The 14,676-nt window shown below is 40.6% G+C and carries 10 protein-coding genes; 6 read left to right on the forward strand and 4 right to left on the reverse strand.

From position 1 onward, the window contains the following. Positions 1-99: 99 nt before the first annotated feature. The 4 genes from yidC to rpmH are packed head-to-tail and all read right to left on the reverse strand — an operon-like array spanning position 100 to position 2,500. Entirely contained in the window at positions 100-1,749 is a 1,650-nt protein-coding gene (gene yidC / locus ACTH6U_RS07955; protein WP_294101520.1) for a membrane protein insertase YidC, read from the reverse strand. A 2-nt stretch (positions 1,750-1,751) separates the two neighbouring features. After that, positions 1,752-2,012 (reverse strand): membrane protein insertion efficiency factor YidD, encoded by a 261-nt coding sequence (yidD, locus tag ACTH6U_RS07960; RefSeq protein WP_294101523.1) that lies wholly within the window; start codon positions 2,010-2,012, stop codon positions 1,752-1,754. Beyond that, complete coding sequence (gene rnpA / locus ACTH6U_RS07965; RefSeq protein WP_336428639.1) at positions 1,976-2,335, reverse strand: ribonuclease P protein component; 360 nt, start codon at positions 2,333-2,335, stop codon at positions 1,976-1,978. The genes yidD and rnpA overlap by 37 nt, the downstream gene beginning before the upstream one ends. A 21-nt stretch (positions 2,336-2,356) precedes the next feature. After that, complete coding sequence (gene rpmH, locus ACTH6U_RS07970; RefSeq protein WP_068437925.1) at positions 2,357-2,500, reverse strand: 50S ribosomal protein L34; 144 nt, start codon at positions 2,498-2,500, stop codon at positions 2,357-2,359. Positions 2,501-3,366: 866 nt separating this feature from the next. Here rpmH and dnaA point away from each other — a divergent pair. The 6 genes from dnaA (at position 3,367) to ACTH6U_RS08000 (ending at position 14,675) form a co-directional block, all read left to right on the forward strand. After that, positions 3,367-4,761, forward strand: coding sequence for a chromosomal replication initiator protein DnaA (gene dnaA, locus ACTH6U_RS07975; RefSeq protein WP_294101540.1), 1,395 nt, complete (start codon positions 3,367-3,369; stop codon positions 4,759-4,761). 5 nt (positions 4,762-4,766) lie between these two features. Further along, on the forward strand, positions 4,767-5,867 hold the full coding sequence (gene dnaN, locus ACTH6U_RS07980) for a DNA polymerase III subunit beta (RefSeq protein WP_294101543.1): 1,101 nt from the start codon (positions 4,767-4,769) through the stop codon (positions 5,865-5,867). A 9-nt stretch (positions 5,868-5,876) separates the two neighbouring features. Beyond that, complete coding sequence (recF, locus tag ACTH6U_RS07985) at positions 5,877-6,971, forward strand: DNA replication/repair protein RecF (RefSeq protein ID WP_294101545.1); 1,095 nt, start codon at positions 5,877-5,879, stop codon at positions 6,969-6,971. Positions 6,972-6,989: 18 nt separating this feature from the next. Beyond that, a complete protein-coding gene (gyrB, locus tag ACTH6U_RS07990; RefSeq protein WP_441831963.1) occupies positions 6,990-9,404 on the forward strand; it encodes a DNA topoisomerase (ATP-hydrolyzing) subunit B in 2,415 nt (804 codons plus the stop codon). A gap of 437 nt (positions 9,405-9,841) precedes the next feature. Further along, entirely contained in the window at positions 9,842-12,745 is a 2,904-nt protein-coding gene (locus tag ACTH6U_RS07995) for an autotransporter domain-containing protein (protein ID WP_441831964.1), read from the forward strand. Positions 12,746-13,049: 304 nt separating this feature from the next. Then, entirely contained in the window at positions 13,050-14,675 is a 1,626-nt protein-coding gene (locus tag ACTH6U_RS08000; RefSeq protein WP_441831965.1) for a phosphoethanolamine transferase, read from the forward strand. The last annotated feature ends 1 nt before the right edge of the window (position 14,676 follow it).

Raw genomic sequence — 14,676 nt, forward strand, 5'->3', positions numbered from 1 at the left:
TTATGCATATCCCCATCATACTTCAAGTTACCCGTGCTAGCTTCGCCTAGCAACTCGACTTATTTTGGGGATATCCTCTTAGGTTACCCTAAGACTTTATTATTTTTTTTCTTTCTTATCGCGACTATGTAGACCACGTTTTTCCAATCCACGGTAAATAACCTGTTGTTGGATGATGGTCACTAAGTTACTCACGATATAATACAGAACCAGACCTGATGGGAACCACAGGAAGAAGATAGTGAACACGACTGGCATGTAAGTCATAATCTTCTGCTGCATTGGGTCTGTCACCGCCGTTGGCGACATCTTCTGAATAACAAACATGGTCACACCCATTAGCACTGGCAGGATGTAGTACGGGTCTTGTGCTGACAAGTCCTGAATCCAACCAATAAACGGCGCATGACGTAGTTCAACAGAACCCATCAACATATAATAAAGTGCAAGGAAGATTGGCATTTGGATAACCAGAGGTAAACAACCACCGAGTGGGTTTACTTTCTCTGCTTTATACATTGCCATCATTTCTTGGCTCATGCGTTGTTTATCATCACCAATACGCTCACGCATTGCAGCCAGTTTAGGTTGCAGTAAACGCATTTTCGCCATCGAGGTATACTGCGCTTTAGTCAGCGGGTACATGATACCACGAACGATAAAGGTGATAACGATGATGGAGAAGCCCCAGTTGCCAACATAATCATGAATAAATTTCAGTAATTTAAACAGTGGCTGAGAGATAAACCATAACCAACCGTAATCAACGGTTAAATCTAAATGAGGTGCAACTTCAACCATTTCAGATTGGATTTCAGGCCCAATCCAGAGAGTTGATGAATACGTGCCCACACCATTAGCAGCGATAGTCATTGGTTCACTCTTATAACCAATGATAGCGGAGTTTTTATCTAAATCGATGGAATAGAACGTACTTTTCTCAGAACTTGCAGGCACCCATGCTGTTGCAAAATATTGCTGCAACATTGCAATCCAGCCGCCTTTAGTGGTCAAGCTAAGATTTTTGTCTTCAATGTCACCAAAACTATATTTTTTATAGTTAGTTTCATCAGAAGAGTATGCTGCACCACGATAAGTGTGCAATGCAAAGTTGCTGCTACCAGTATCACGATCGCTTGGTAATTGGATAGTCTGTTTCAACTGGCCAAAGAAAGCGAGGCTTAACGGCTGAGCGGTTGAGTTTTGAATACTGTATTCAACATCAACAGTATAGCGGCCACGTTTCATGATATACGTTTTTTGGTACACAACGCCGTTGCTATCTGTAAACGTCATTGGTACGCGTAATTCATCTTGCCCTTGTGCTAACGTAAAGCTTGTCGCTTCAGTAGTATAAAGAGGACGCACGCCATTGTTATTTGCTGGATTGTCTGGACCGTGAGGACCAATCAGACCACTTTGAGCCTGATAAACAAAACCTGGTGTAGTTTCCAGTAAACGGAAAGGGTCTTCCGAATGAAGGGTCGCAGGGTAGGCTAACAGGTCAGCCTCATCGATATCACCACCACGTGTATTAATACGAATATCTAATACATCAGTTTTTACCGAAATGAGCTTACCTTGCCCTGAGCTGGTTACAGCTTGAGCATCACTGCTTGGCATATCCGCTTGTTGCGTAGTCTGAACAGTTTTTACTTCCTGAGCAACTTTATCGCTCTCCCAGGCCTGCCAAACTAAGAACGATACGAACAACAAAGCGATGAGTAGAAGATTGCGTTGCGAATCCATCGTTATAATTCTCTATTATCATCAGTTTTTTTAGGCGGAACAGGATCGTCTCCACCAGCGTGTAAAGGGTGGCATTTTAATATGCGTTTCGCTGTTAACCAACTACCTTTTAACATACCAAACCTGCGCAATGCCTCAATTCCGTAATTAGAGCATGTTGGATTGAAGCGACAACGAGGTCCTAACAACGGACTAATCGCCAGTTGATAGCCTCTGATCAGCATAATCAGGAGTTTTGAGCCAAGCGACGATGACGACGCCATAACTTATCCAACGCTTCCGTGATTTGTCGATTGTCGAGATTAGCGACCCCTCTCCTTACCAATAACACAAAATCCATTGGGGGCAAGTCGTGTTGATGCAAACGAAAGTATTCACGCGCTAATCGTTTAATACGATTTCGCTCATGAGCTCGTTTAACATTTTTTTTAGCGATGGTAAGACCGATGCGGGGATGCCCCAGCTCGTTTAGGCGACCAAGGATTGTTATCTCTGGGGAACTCGCCCTCTGCGGCTGCTTAAAGACATTGTCGAAATGCCTGGGAGTTAACAAACGTAACTCCCGGGTAAAAGCGAGCGTAACCACTTTAATAGAGGGCTAGCTTTATTACTTAGATGAAACGGTCAGACTAGAGCGGCCTTTCGCACGACGGCGAGCCAGAACTTGACGACCATTTTTAGTAGCCATACGAGCGCGGAAACCGTGTGAACGGTTGCGCTTCAGTAAGGACGGTTGAAAAGTGCGTTTCATAACGATTTCTACCTAACTTTTAAATTTATTACTGATTCAGTAAACGCGTTGGCAACCAGTGAAAACTGATTTACACCTGTGCCTCTATCGCAACAATATAGAAAGAAGCAGGATTGTAATAAAACATAGGGGGTCACGTCAATAAGATGACGCAATCAAACCACTTTTATTTATTGCCTGGCTGACAGGTTCGCTGACATATACCGTGACAATCTGCTAATGACACGATTTTCAAACTGACTGTGGGCTGACCTAGATTGAGATTATTGCTAACTTTAGCCCTGAACATTGAGCCGTAAAAAACGCGAACTCTACGTCATTCACTAGAGCATAGGCAAAAATCACAATGCAAGGCTAACGGATCGCAGCTTGTTAAAAAACCACATTAGCACTGTACACAGGGAGGAAGATTATACGGACTCCACCCTAAAGCGCAAGGATCTTAACTCGATCTAAATATATTTTTTATGGGTGCAGAATTTTTTCAAGAAATCGTCTAAAGTTATCCCCAGCCATGTGGAAAAAACAGAGCTAATCGGGATCAACCAGAGGACTTCACCCCTCAAAGAGCATCCTTAACACAATTGCCTGTGGATAAAAAGCATAAAAACTGTGTAAAAGAGTGAGATCTCTTATTAATTTTACGGTATGATCCTAGGTCGTGTTGCTGATCCGACGATCGCCACTATTTCGTTGGCTTTGTTGGTATTAAGTCAGTAATAGCGAATTAGAGATGAATAATAAAGAAATAATAAAGTTAACCAAAATACTTCTCTGGCTTTCTTTGTAAAACAAAGCAGCCAGTAAAAAATTCTGAGCTAAATCCGTAATTCTTGTTTCATTGACCTTGTTTAGGGGAGCCCAACGTGTCACTTTCGCTTTGGCAGCAATGTCTTGCCCGATTGCAGGATGAACTGCCTACCACCGAATTCAGTATGTGGATACGCCCCCTTCAAGCTGAATTGAACGGTAACACTCTGGCACTTTATGCCCCAAATCGTTTTGTCCTTGACTGGGTAAGGGACAAGTACATCAATAATATCAACGAATTATTGAATGATTTTTGTGGCTCTAATGCACCCGCACTGCATTTTGAAGTCGGTAATAAGCCTATGTCAGCGGCGCCGACTAGCACTCAGACACGTAATCCCACACACGAAAAACCGGCTTTTGTCATGCCATCCGCACCCATTAGGCCAAGTTGGGACAACTCAAACAAAGTACTACCAGACGTTGTTTATCGTTCAAATGTGAACCCTAAGCATACTTTTGATAACTTTGTTGAAGGTAAATCAAACCAATTAGCCCGTGCAGCGGCAAGACAAGTCGCAGAAAATCCAGGTAGCGCCTATAATCCATTATTCCTTTATGGTGGTACGGGTTTAGGTAAAACGCATTTACTGCATGCGGTTGGTAACAGCATTATGCAACACAAAGCAAATGCCCGTGTGGTTTACATGCATTCTGAACGATTTGTTCAAGATATGGTCAAAGCTTTACAGAATAATGCGATTGAAGAGTTCAAGCGCTATTACCGTTCTGTTGATGCTTTACTAATAGATGACATTCAATTTTTTGCTAACAAAGAACGCTCACAAGAAGAGTTTTTTCATACATTCAATGCATTACTTGAAGGCAATCAACAAATTATTTTGACCTCAGACCGCTACCCTAAAGAGATCAATGGGGTGGAAGATCGCTTAAAATCGCGTTTTGGTTGGGGTTTGACTGTCGCGATAGAACCGCCCGAGCTAGAAACACGTGTTGCCATTTTGATGAAAAAAGCAGATGAAAATGAAATTCAGCTGCCGGGTGAAGTTGCCTTTTTCATCGCTAAACGTTTACGCTCTAATGTGCGTGAACTTGAAGGCGCATTAAACCGTGTTATTGCCAATGCTAATTTTACCGGTCGTGCTATTACTATCGACTTTGTTCGAGAAGCACTGCGTGATCTACTGGCACTACAAGAAAAATTAGTCACTATTGATAACATTCAGAAAACAGTGGCTGAATATTATAAAATTAAGGTAGCTGATTTGCTTTCCAAGCGTCGTTCTCGTTCTGTCGCCCGTCCGCGTCAGATGGCAATGGCACTCGCAAAAGAACTGACAAATCACAGTTTACCTGAAATCGGGGATGCCTTTGGCGGTCGCGACCATACAACGGTCCTTCATGCTTGTCGTAAAATTGAACAATTACGAGAAGAGAGCCATGACATCAAAGAAGATTTTTCTAATCTAATCAGAACATTATCATCTTAATTGCTATGAAATTTACTATAGAACGCGAGCAGTTATTAAAACCATTACAGCAGGTTAGTGGCCCTTTAGGTGGTCGTCCAACTCTGCCTATTTTAGGTAATCTTTTATTACAGGTAAAAGAAGGCGCACTCCAACTTACCGGAACCGACCTAGAAATGGAGATGATGGCCAATGTCCCTCTGACTCAAGAACATGAAGTTGGCGCAACGACGGTTCCCGCACGCAAATTTTTTGATATCTGGCGTGGTTTGCCCGAAGGTTCTGAAATTAGAGTAGAACTTGATGATGATCGGTTACTCGTTCGTTCGGGTCGCAGCCGCTTTTCATTATCGACTTTACCGGCGACTGATTTCCCAAATTTAGATGATTGGCAAAGTGAAGTTGAATTCTCACTTCCACAATCAATACTGAAACGCTTAATTGAAGCAACCCAGTTTTCAATGGCACATCAAGATGTCCGTTATTACCTCAACGGAATGCTGTTTGAAACTGAGGGGCAACTACTAAGAACCATTTCGACTGATGGCCATCGACTGGCTGTTTGCGCAATGGATATCGGTCAAGAGCTCCCATCGCATTCTGTGATTGTCCCGCGTAAAGGGGTCATGGAACTCATGCGTTTGTTAGATGGCGGCGATGCGCCTTTGCAATTACAAATCGGTAGCAATAATATTCGAGCACACGTTGGCGATTTTATTTTCACCTCTAAACTGGTAGATGGCCGTTTCCCTGATTACCGTCGAGTGCTACCGAAAAGCCCAGATAAAACCTTAGAGGCGCGCTGCGATTTATTAAAACAAGCATTTTCACGCGCAGCGATTTTATCCAATGAAAAATTCCGTGGTGTTCGTTTATATTTTAGCGAAAATCAATTGCGTATTACCGCCAATAACCCGGAACAAGAAGAAGCAGAAGAAATTGTTGATGTCAGTTACCAAGGTACCGAAATGGAAATTGGCTTTAACGTCAGTTATATCTTAGATGTCTTAAACACACTAAAAAGCGAAAATGTTAAATTGCTTTTAACTGACGCCGTTTCCAGTGTACAAATTGAAGACTCTGCGAGCAGCGCCGCTGTTTATGTTGTCATGCCAATGCGTTTGTAATCACTTTATATGATCCTTTCGCGTTTATTGATCCGCGACTTTCGTAACATTGAAGACGCCGATCTCTCCCTTGCTATTGGGTTCAATTTTTTAATTGGCCCAAATGGGAGCGGCAAAACCAGTATACTGGAAGCAATATATACTTTAGGTCATGGTCGTGCATTTCGCAGTATTCAAGCGAATCGCGTTATCCGCCATGAGCAAGAACAGTTTATTCTGCATGGAAAACTCAGTCATGCCGATGAGCAACGTAAAGACCTTTCTCTTGGATTAAGTAAAAATAGAGAAGGTGAAAGTAAAGTCAGGATTGATGGCACCGATGGTCATAAAATTGCAGAGCTTGCAAAATTATTACCTATGCAGCTAATAACCCCTGAAGGGTTTACACTGTTAAACGGTGGTCCAAAATACCGACGCGCGTTTATTGACTGGGGCTGTTTTCACAGTGAGCCATTATTTTTTTCAGTTTGGTCTGACTTAAAACGCTTACTAAAACAACGAAATGCTGCATTACGACAAGTTACCCGTTATGACCAAATTCGTCATTGGGATAAGCAATTAGCGCCACTTTCAGAGCAAATAAGCCAATGGCGTCATGAATATATTGCAGGTATTGCTGAAAATATAGAGCAAACTTGCCAACAGTTTTTACCTGAATTTTCATTATCCGTATCCTTTCAACGTGGTTGGGATAAAGAAATTGATTATTCAGAGCAACTAGAACGCCAATTTGAGCGTGATAGAGCACTAACCTATACCGCCTCCGGGCCACATAAAGCTGATTTGCGAATTAGGGCAAATGGCACCCCTGTTGAAGATATGCTTTCACGCGGTCAACTGAAACTTTTAATGTGTGCATTAAGGTTAGCGCAGGGTGAGTTTTTCACTCAACAGAGCGGGCAACGATGCCTGTATCTACTGGATGATTTTGCCTCAGAACTTGATGCAGGTCGCCGCCAACTATTGGCGACTCGTCTCAAGGCTACGCAAGCTCAGGTGTTTGTTAGTGCCATAACATCCGAGCAAGTAAATGACATGATTGATGTAAACAGCAAGATGTTTAGCGTAGAACATGGCAAAATACAAGTTCAACCTCAGGAATAGAAAGAGCAGGAAACGTTGATGACGAATACATATGACTCCTCAAGTATCAAGGTATTAAAAGGACTGGATGCGGTGCGTAAGCGCCCGGGCATGTATATCGGTGATACCGACGATGGAACAGGTCTTCATCACATGGTCTTCGAGGTTGTCGACAACGCTATCGACGAAGCCCTCGCAGGTTTTTGTGATGACGTCGTTATCACTATCCATGCTGATAATTCTGTCTCCGTTCAGGATGATGGGCGTGGTATCCCAACGGGTATCCATGAAGAAGAAGGCGTATCTGCGGCAGAAGTTATCATGACTGTTCTGCACGCCGGCGGTAAATTCGATGATAACTCCTACAAAGTCTCCGGTGGTTTGCACGGAGTTGGTGTTTCAGTCGTTAACGCCCTATCTGAAAAACTTGAATTAGTTATCCGTCGTGACGGTAAAGTTCACGAACAAATCTACAAACATGGTGAGCCTCAAGCGCCTTTAGTTGTCGTGGGTGAAACTGACCTGACAGGTACACGCGTACGTTTTTGGCCAAGCATGGATACCTTTAAAGGTGTCACTGAATTCGAATACGATATTTTGGCAAAACGTTTACGTGAACTGTCATTCCTGAACTCTGGCGTTTCAATTCGATTGATTGACAAACGTACAGGTAAAGAAGACCACTTCCATTATGAAGGCGGTATCAAAGCCTTTGTTGAATATCTGAGCCAAAATAAAACTCCGATTCATCCAAATGTATTTTATTTCTCAACTGAGAAAGACGGTATTGGTGTTGAAGTTGCAATGCAGTGGAATGACGGTTTCCAAGAAAACGTTTACTGCTTCACCAACAATATCCCTCAGCGTGATGGTGGTGCCCACCTTGCCGGCTTCCGTGCAGCAATGACCCGAACCATGAATAACTACATGGAAAAAGAAGGCTATCAGAAAAAAACCAAAGTCAGTGCAACCGGTGACGATGCACGTGAAGGTCTGATTGCTGTTATTTCGGTTAAGGTACCAGATCCTAAGTTCTCCTCTCAGACCAAAGAAAAATTAGTTTCATCTGAAGTGAAAACCGCAGTTGAAACCATGATGAATGAAAAATTGGTTGAGTATTTATTGGAAAACCCGGGCGATGCTAAAATCGTTGTAGGTAAAATTATTGATGCAGCACGTGCTCGTGAAGCTGCACGTAAAGCACGTGAAATGACTCGCCGTAAAGGTGCCTTAGACTTAGCAGGTCTACCAGGTAAACTGGCTGACTGCCAAGAACGCGACCCTGCATTATCCGAATTATACCTCGTGGAAGGGGACTCAGCGGGCGGCTCTGCAAAACAAGGCCGTAACCGTAAAAATCAGGCCATCCTGCCGCTAAAAGGTAAAATCTTAAACGTTGAGAAAGCCCGTTTTGATAAAATGCTTTCTTCACAAGAAGTTGCCACGCTGATCACCGCTTTAGGTTGTGGTATCGGCCGCGATGAATATAATCCAGACAAACTGCGTTATCACAGCATCATTATCATGACGGATGCTGACGTCGATGGTTCACACATTCGTACTTTACTATTGACCTTCTTCTATCGTCAAATGCCTGAAATTGTTGAACGTGGTCATATCTTTATTGCTCAGCCACCACTGTATAAAGTGAAAAGAGGTAAGCAAGAGCAATATATTAAAGATGACGATGCCATGGATGATTACCTGATCTCAATTGCACTTGATGGTGCTGAGCTGCATTTAAATGCAGATGCACCGGCCATGAGAGGCGAAGAGTTAGAAAAACTCGTTGTTGAGTATAATGCTGCTCACCGTATTATCCGTCGTCTTGAACGTCTTTACCCACAAGCGCTACTGAATAGCTTAGTTTATCAACCTACTTTAGTAGAAGATGATCTAAAAAGTAACGAACAAGTTGAAGAGTGGGCAAAATCATTAGTCCAACGCTTAACTGATAACGAACAAGCGGGCAGTACTTATAGCTATATCATCACAGAAAATCGTGAACGTCAGCTATTTGAGCCAACTATCCGTATTCGTACTCATGGTGTTGATTCCGACTACAACCTTGATTTTGACTTTGTTCACGGTAGTGAATATCGCCGTATTACTCACTTAGGTGATTTAATCGGGGGTCTTATCGAAGAAGGTGCTTACATCCAACGTGGTGAACGCCGTCAGAATATCGAAAACTTCGAAGATGCTCTAACTTGGTTAACCCGTGAATCACGTCGTGGCCTATACGTACAGCGTTATAAAGGTCTTGGTGAGATGAACCCAGACCAACTTTGGGAAACCACCATGAACCCAGATACACGCCGTATGCTACGCGTCACAGTAAAAGATGCTATCGCAACAGATTTACTCTTCACCACACTCATGGGTGATGCAGTTGAACCTCGCCGTGCATTTATCGAAGAGAACGCACTAAAAGCCGCTAATATCGATATTTAATCGCTAGTTGCTTCTTAGTAGAAATAGCCTCATGTGAAAGCATGAGGCTATTTTTTTAACGGTTGTCATCACGCGTATCATTATGAATATCTCTCACCTTTTTATTTAATCACCTACATTACGCTTAAATTAAAACATCTGATTATTTTTTTATTTAAAAAATAACATCTATTATTTACTACCCGATTTTTTATTAGTTCAGGTTACTAAAAATAATTAAATTTATTATTAACAGTAATGAGGCATGCATTTAACAACAATGAATCTGAATTTTAAAATAATAAAAATGAAGTTGAATTCGTAAATGCAATCAATAACAAAATAAAAAAAATCATAAGGTTAACGAAATAAAGGCTGAGTTTTTTCATAAAAACGTCACATTGCGTAATTAACATCTCATAAATTCAAGATTAATTAACGCAACCTATAGGCCTGTCATGAAAACAGTCATAATACCTACGGCGATAAGTTTACTCGCCTTATTGTATACAAATATTTCATTTGCTCAGATAGATATTGAGGCAACTGAAAAACATATTATTGATAAACGAAATAGCTGGCTTAACGACATTAAAAATAATGTCATTAGCAATTCCCCCTTAAAAGACTCCAAAATAGCGCAGTGGGATAGGCTAATCAGTCATGAATATACCCAAATAACCGATGAGCGACTAGAAAGAGCAAAAGCCGATAAGTCACAAAATTCAAACTATGTTTTTAGTACTTTCAACACAATACTCTTTGGTGATCATCAAATCGATTTAACCGCGAATGATCACTATCATACGATTAAAGATTTGTATGACATCAGTACCCGGGCTTATGACGAAAATCGCCAACGAGTTAGATCTATCGACTTTATTCTTAAAGAGCATTTTCAACGAGGCTGGCCCTATCAGGTACTCGATAAAGATGGTAACTATATTGCTAATTATACTGCCATACGGGGTTCGTCCTTTCCAAGTGGACATACTTGGAATGGTTTCAAACAAGCAGCGGTTTTAGCCACCCTATTTCCTGAAAAAGGAGATGAAATCTTTGCAAGAGCGATTGAGTATGGTGAAAGTCGAGTGATTGTTGGTGCCCATTTCCCAACAGATACTATAGCTTCTCGCATTGGCAACTATTACCTATTATCTCAATTACTTGCTGATGATAAAATTGCTAAATCATTTGTGACATTAGCCAGAAATGTTCGTAAAGAAACAGCCATAACTTGCCAAAAAAACATAAAGGATTGCCTCACAGCTTCGAGTAATCATATCAATGATGAAGTTGGATACTACGGCAAAAAAGAACCTGAAGAAAAACCTATGATTACCCCTAATGAGCTACCTAATACTGCGGCTCATTTACTGCGTTTACGTTTTTCTTATTTAAATAAAGAACAGCGGCAAAGTATTTTAGCCAGTACCGCTTATCCGATTAACTCTCTCGCCGGTTGGGATGTTAAAAAAGATAAACCAGAGACCTATTGGGGACTCATTAACTTACCTAGAGCCTATCAAGGCCCTACCCATTTATATGATAATTTTATCGTTGTTCAGAAAACAAATGAATTTGATTTCGCAAACTTTGGCGAAATTGATGAGTGGAAAAATGCAATTACAGGCACAGGGCAATTAATCAAGAAAGGCAGTGGCACGCTCATTTTATCGGGCGAAAATACCTTTGCTGGCATAGAAGTTAATCAGGGTAATTTAGTACTGAATGCAAAAAATCATTATTCAAAACCGTCATCAATAAACGGTGGTTCACTATTCATAAAAGGTCAGTTAAATTCGCCATTAGATGTCAATAAAGGCGCATTAATTTTAGATAATGGAAAAATCAACGCACAAGTCACTCTTAATCAATCAGGACTATTAACAGGTAATGGTCAGATTAATCATTTAACCGTCAATCAGGAAGCCATGGTGTCGCCGGGGCATTCAATTGGTACAATCAATATCGCAGATTCTGTTATTTTTAAGCCTGATAGTCATTATTTAGTAGAGATTAATGCACAGGGGAAACACGATACCATCAAGAGCCAAGGTACGGCTGTTCTAAATGGTGGCACTGTCACTGTTTCATTTGAAAATGACAAAAATAAGCTATCTAAACAACAAGTTAACAGTTTATTCGATACTCAATATACGATATTAAGCGCCGAAAAAGGTATCAGCGGTAAATTCGAGACCATACAACCTAATTATCTCTTTATAGGGACGACGTTAAACTACTCACCAAATGCGGTCACACTAAATATTGGTCGCAATAACACCTCTTTTGACAGCGTTGCGACGACTCAGAATCAAAAGTCAGTCGCTCAAGCACTCGATAAACTCCCCACAGAAAATTCGCTCTATAAAAGTATCTTAAAAAGTGATTCAAAAGACGAGGCGATTTCTGTTTTTAATGCGCTAACAGGGCAAGTACACACCGATGTATTATCAAACCAAATCAATAATAGCCGCCATATAAGGGAAACTATTTTCAAGCAACTTCGCTTTTCAGAATCACTAAATAGAACTAAAGAGCACCATGACAATAAAGGTAACGTTTGGGCTAAAGTTCTCCATGATTGGGATCATACCGCTAGTGATAGTAATGCAGAAAGTTATAACACCTCAACTTATGGTGTGTTCTTAGGTGCGGATCAACGTTTTTATAACGACAAAGTTGCTCTAGGGCTTGCCACCGGTTTTACGAAAAACACTTTGTCCGGTCATCATAATAGTGGCAGTAGTGATAATTACCATCTGGCTATTTATGGTGGCATACAGTTAGACCCGATTACACTTCGAGCTGGAGCAGGACACGCATGGCATCATATCAATACCCATAGATCAGTTAGCCAATCGATAGGGAACTATCAGACACAGACTCGCCAAGCCTTTGTCGAAGCCGCTTATCCGCTCAAAGCAGGCATAATCAACATCGAACCATTTGCAAATCTCGCTTATATAAACGCCACCAATAATACCATTCGTGAGAAAGGTAATCGCGCATCATTAAAAGCAGATAAACAACATATCAACGGGATATTATCAACGCTTGGCGTTCGACTGGATAATCAATGGAAATTGAATCCACGCTCTAGTCTTAATTTATATGGTGAATTAGGTTGGCAGCACCAATACGGTAATTTAGCTCGAGGTATGAAATTCACGTTTGCTGATGCTGAGCCTGCATTTATTTCGCAAGGTTCGTCAGCCGCTCGCAACGGTGCCATCATAAAGACTGGGGTAGACCTTAATATAAATAATAATGCTAAGTTATCGATAAACTATAGCAAACTCGCCGCTAAAAATTACGCTGATAATAATATTGACGCAAGAATTTCACTTATGTTTTAATTAAATTAAAACCCTCATACTTAATGAGGGTTACTCATTTGTTTATGTTATATATTAATAAGTTAATCATTTTTCGACCTAGACTAAAATAGCATATTCTATTCTTGATGACTTAACCTCACGCTAGTTTACAGTTTTTTACCCTACTAAATTGATTACCTTACCTTTTTTCGTGTTATAAACACATTATGATAGTTTCTCATCTAATCACAATAAATAGAAAACTGCGCTTTTTTGAAAGCAAAACCAACAAGGCTTTAATAGCCCAATTCATGGTATTCAAATTAAAAAGTGAAAAACAATAATGCGTGTATTCATTATTATATTTTATTTTTTATTGGTATCAGTGATACCCGCTTTATTCAGTGGTGATGTCAGTTTAATTGCTAAAATTGTCATTACGCTCTCTGGCGCACTGATTATGGTGCTCTGTGCTGGGGCTTATCAGTCACTATTGGGTAAATTACTGACTGTCAGTATCACGATATTATGGGCACTCAATTTATCCGTTTCATTTTTCTTTTATCAGAAACACGATATCCGCTTTTCGTCCTCTATTGCGGAAACATTTATTAATACCAACAGCAGCGAAACTGTAGGAATGCTGTCTTACAACATTGGCTATGTGATCTTTTATATCATTGCCTTTGCTATTTATTTTTTAAGCATTCATAAATGTGCCAAATATATTAGCCGTCGAACAACCTTAGTCAGTTCAGTGCTCCTGTGTGGTTACTTGCTCGCAATCCCACTGTATTACACATCATTATTAAAGAAAACAGACAGTCATTTTCTGATCGGGGAAAAATATCTTCTCAATACACCATTTTATAACGCTGGCGCACTAGTGAAGATTTTTTATGAGAATCGTGGGATCAAGAAAATTTCCTCAGAAGTGGTTTCATTTAATTATGATAAAAAAGATGTTGGCACTGAAATTTATGTCTTGGTGATCGGTGAATCGCTCCGCCGCGATCATATGAGTTTGTATGGCTATCAATACGATACGACCCCAAATCTTAATAACCGTAAATCACAAATGCTGGTTTTTGATAATGCCTATTCACCTGCACCTGTTACCATTTTGTCGGTGCCTATTTCGTTAGCAAATATTCGCTTTGACCAAATGCAGGACAAAAAACACTATGCCGATAACATTATTTCTTTAGCAAATGATGCGGGGTTTAAAACCTATTGGCTCAGTAATCAAGGTAAAACCAACAAAAGAACCAGTGTGATTTCAGCTATCGCCAATATGGCGAACAATAAAAAATGGAACGAGTTTGTTGGTTATGATGAAGAGTTATTCGATTATTTTACTGAAGCAATTAACGATAAAACAAACCAGAAAAAACTTATCGTCTTACATACTTATGGTAGCCATGAGCCTGCCTGTAACCGTTTCCCAGAAGAACAATTTAAAAAATTTAGCGGACAAGAAGATGATGATTGTTATGACAGTTCTATCGCCTACACAGATAAGTTTCTAGAAAGCCTATTACGACAACTCGACAATAAACCTGCGACTCTTTTGTATTTCTCAGACCACGCACTGCAACGATTAGATGCCGATAACAATGTCCATTATCATCATGGCGTTAATAGTCCAAAAAAAGAAGCTTATGAAATTCCACTGTTTATTTGGTACAGCTCAACAACATCCAAGCCTGTATTTAGTGAAAAAAATCTCAGAGAACCTTATTCAACGGTAAACAATTATTGGTTAATGAGTGATTGGCTAGGTATACAACAACGTACATCAGCGGCTTGTCAGTCCCCTTTGCGTAACTGCTATCAAGCTCAGTCGGACATTAAAGTCATTGATGGTAATAGAGCCCCACTATCAGTTAAACAGCTTCCATCAGAGAAAACAGCGCCTCAAAAAAGCAATAAAAAACCTGTGCACCAGACGGTAACACAGGTTCAATAAA

It is taken from the genome of Providencia sp. (assembly GCF_052096715.1).
In the GTDB taxonomy this organism is placed as follows: domain Bacteria; phylum Pseudomonadota; class Gammaproteobacteria; order Enterobacterales; family Enterobacteriaceae; genus Providencia.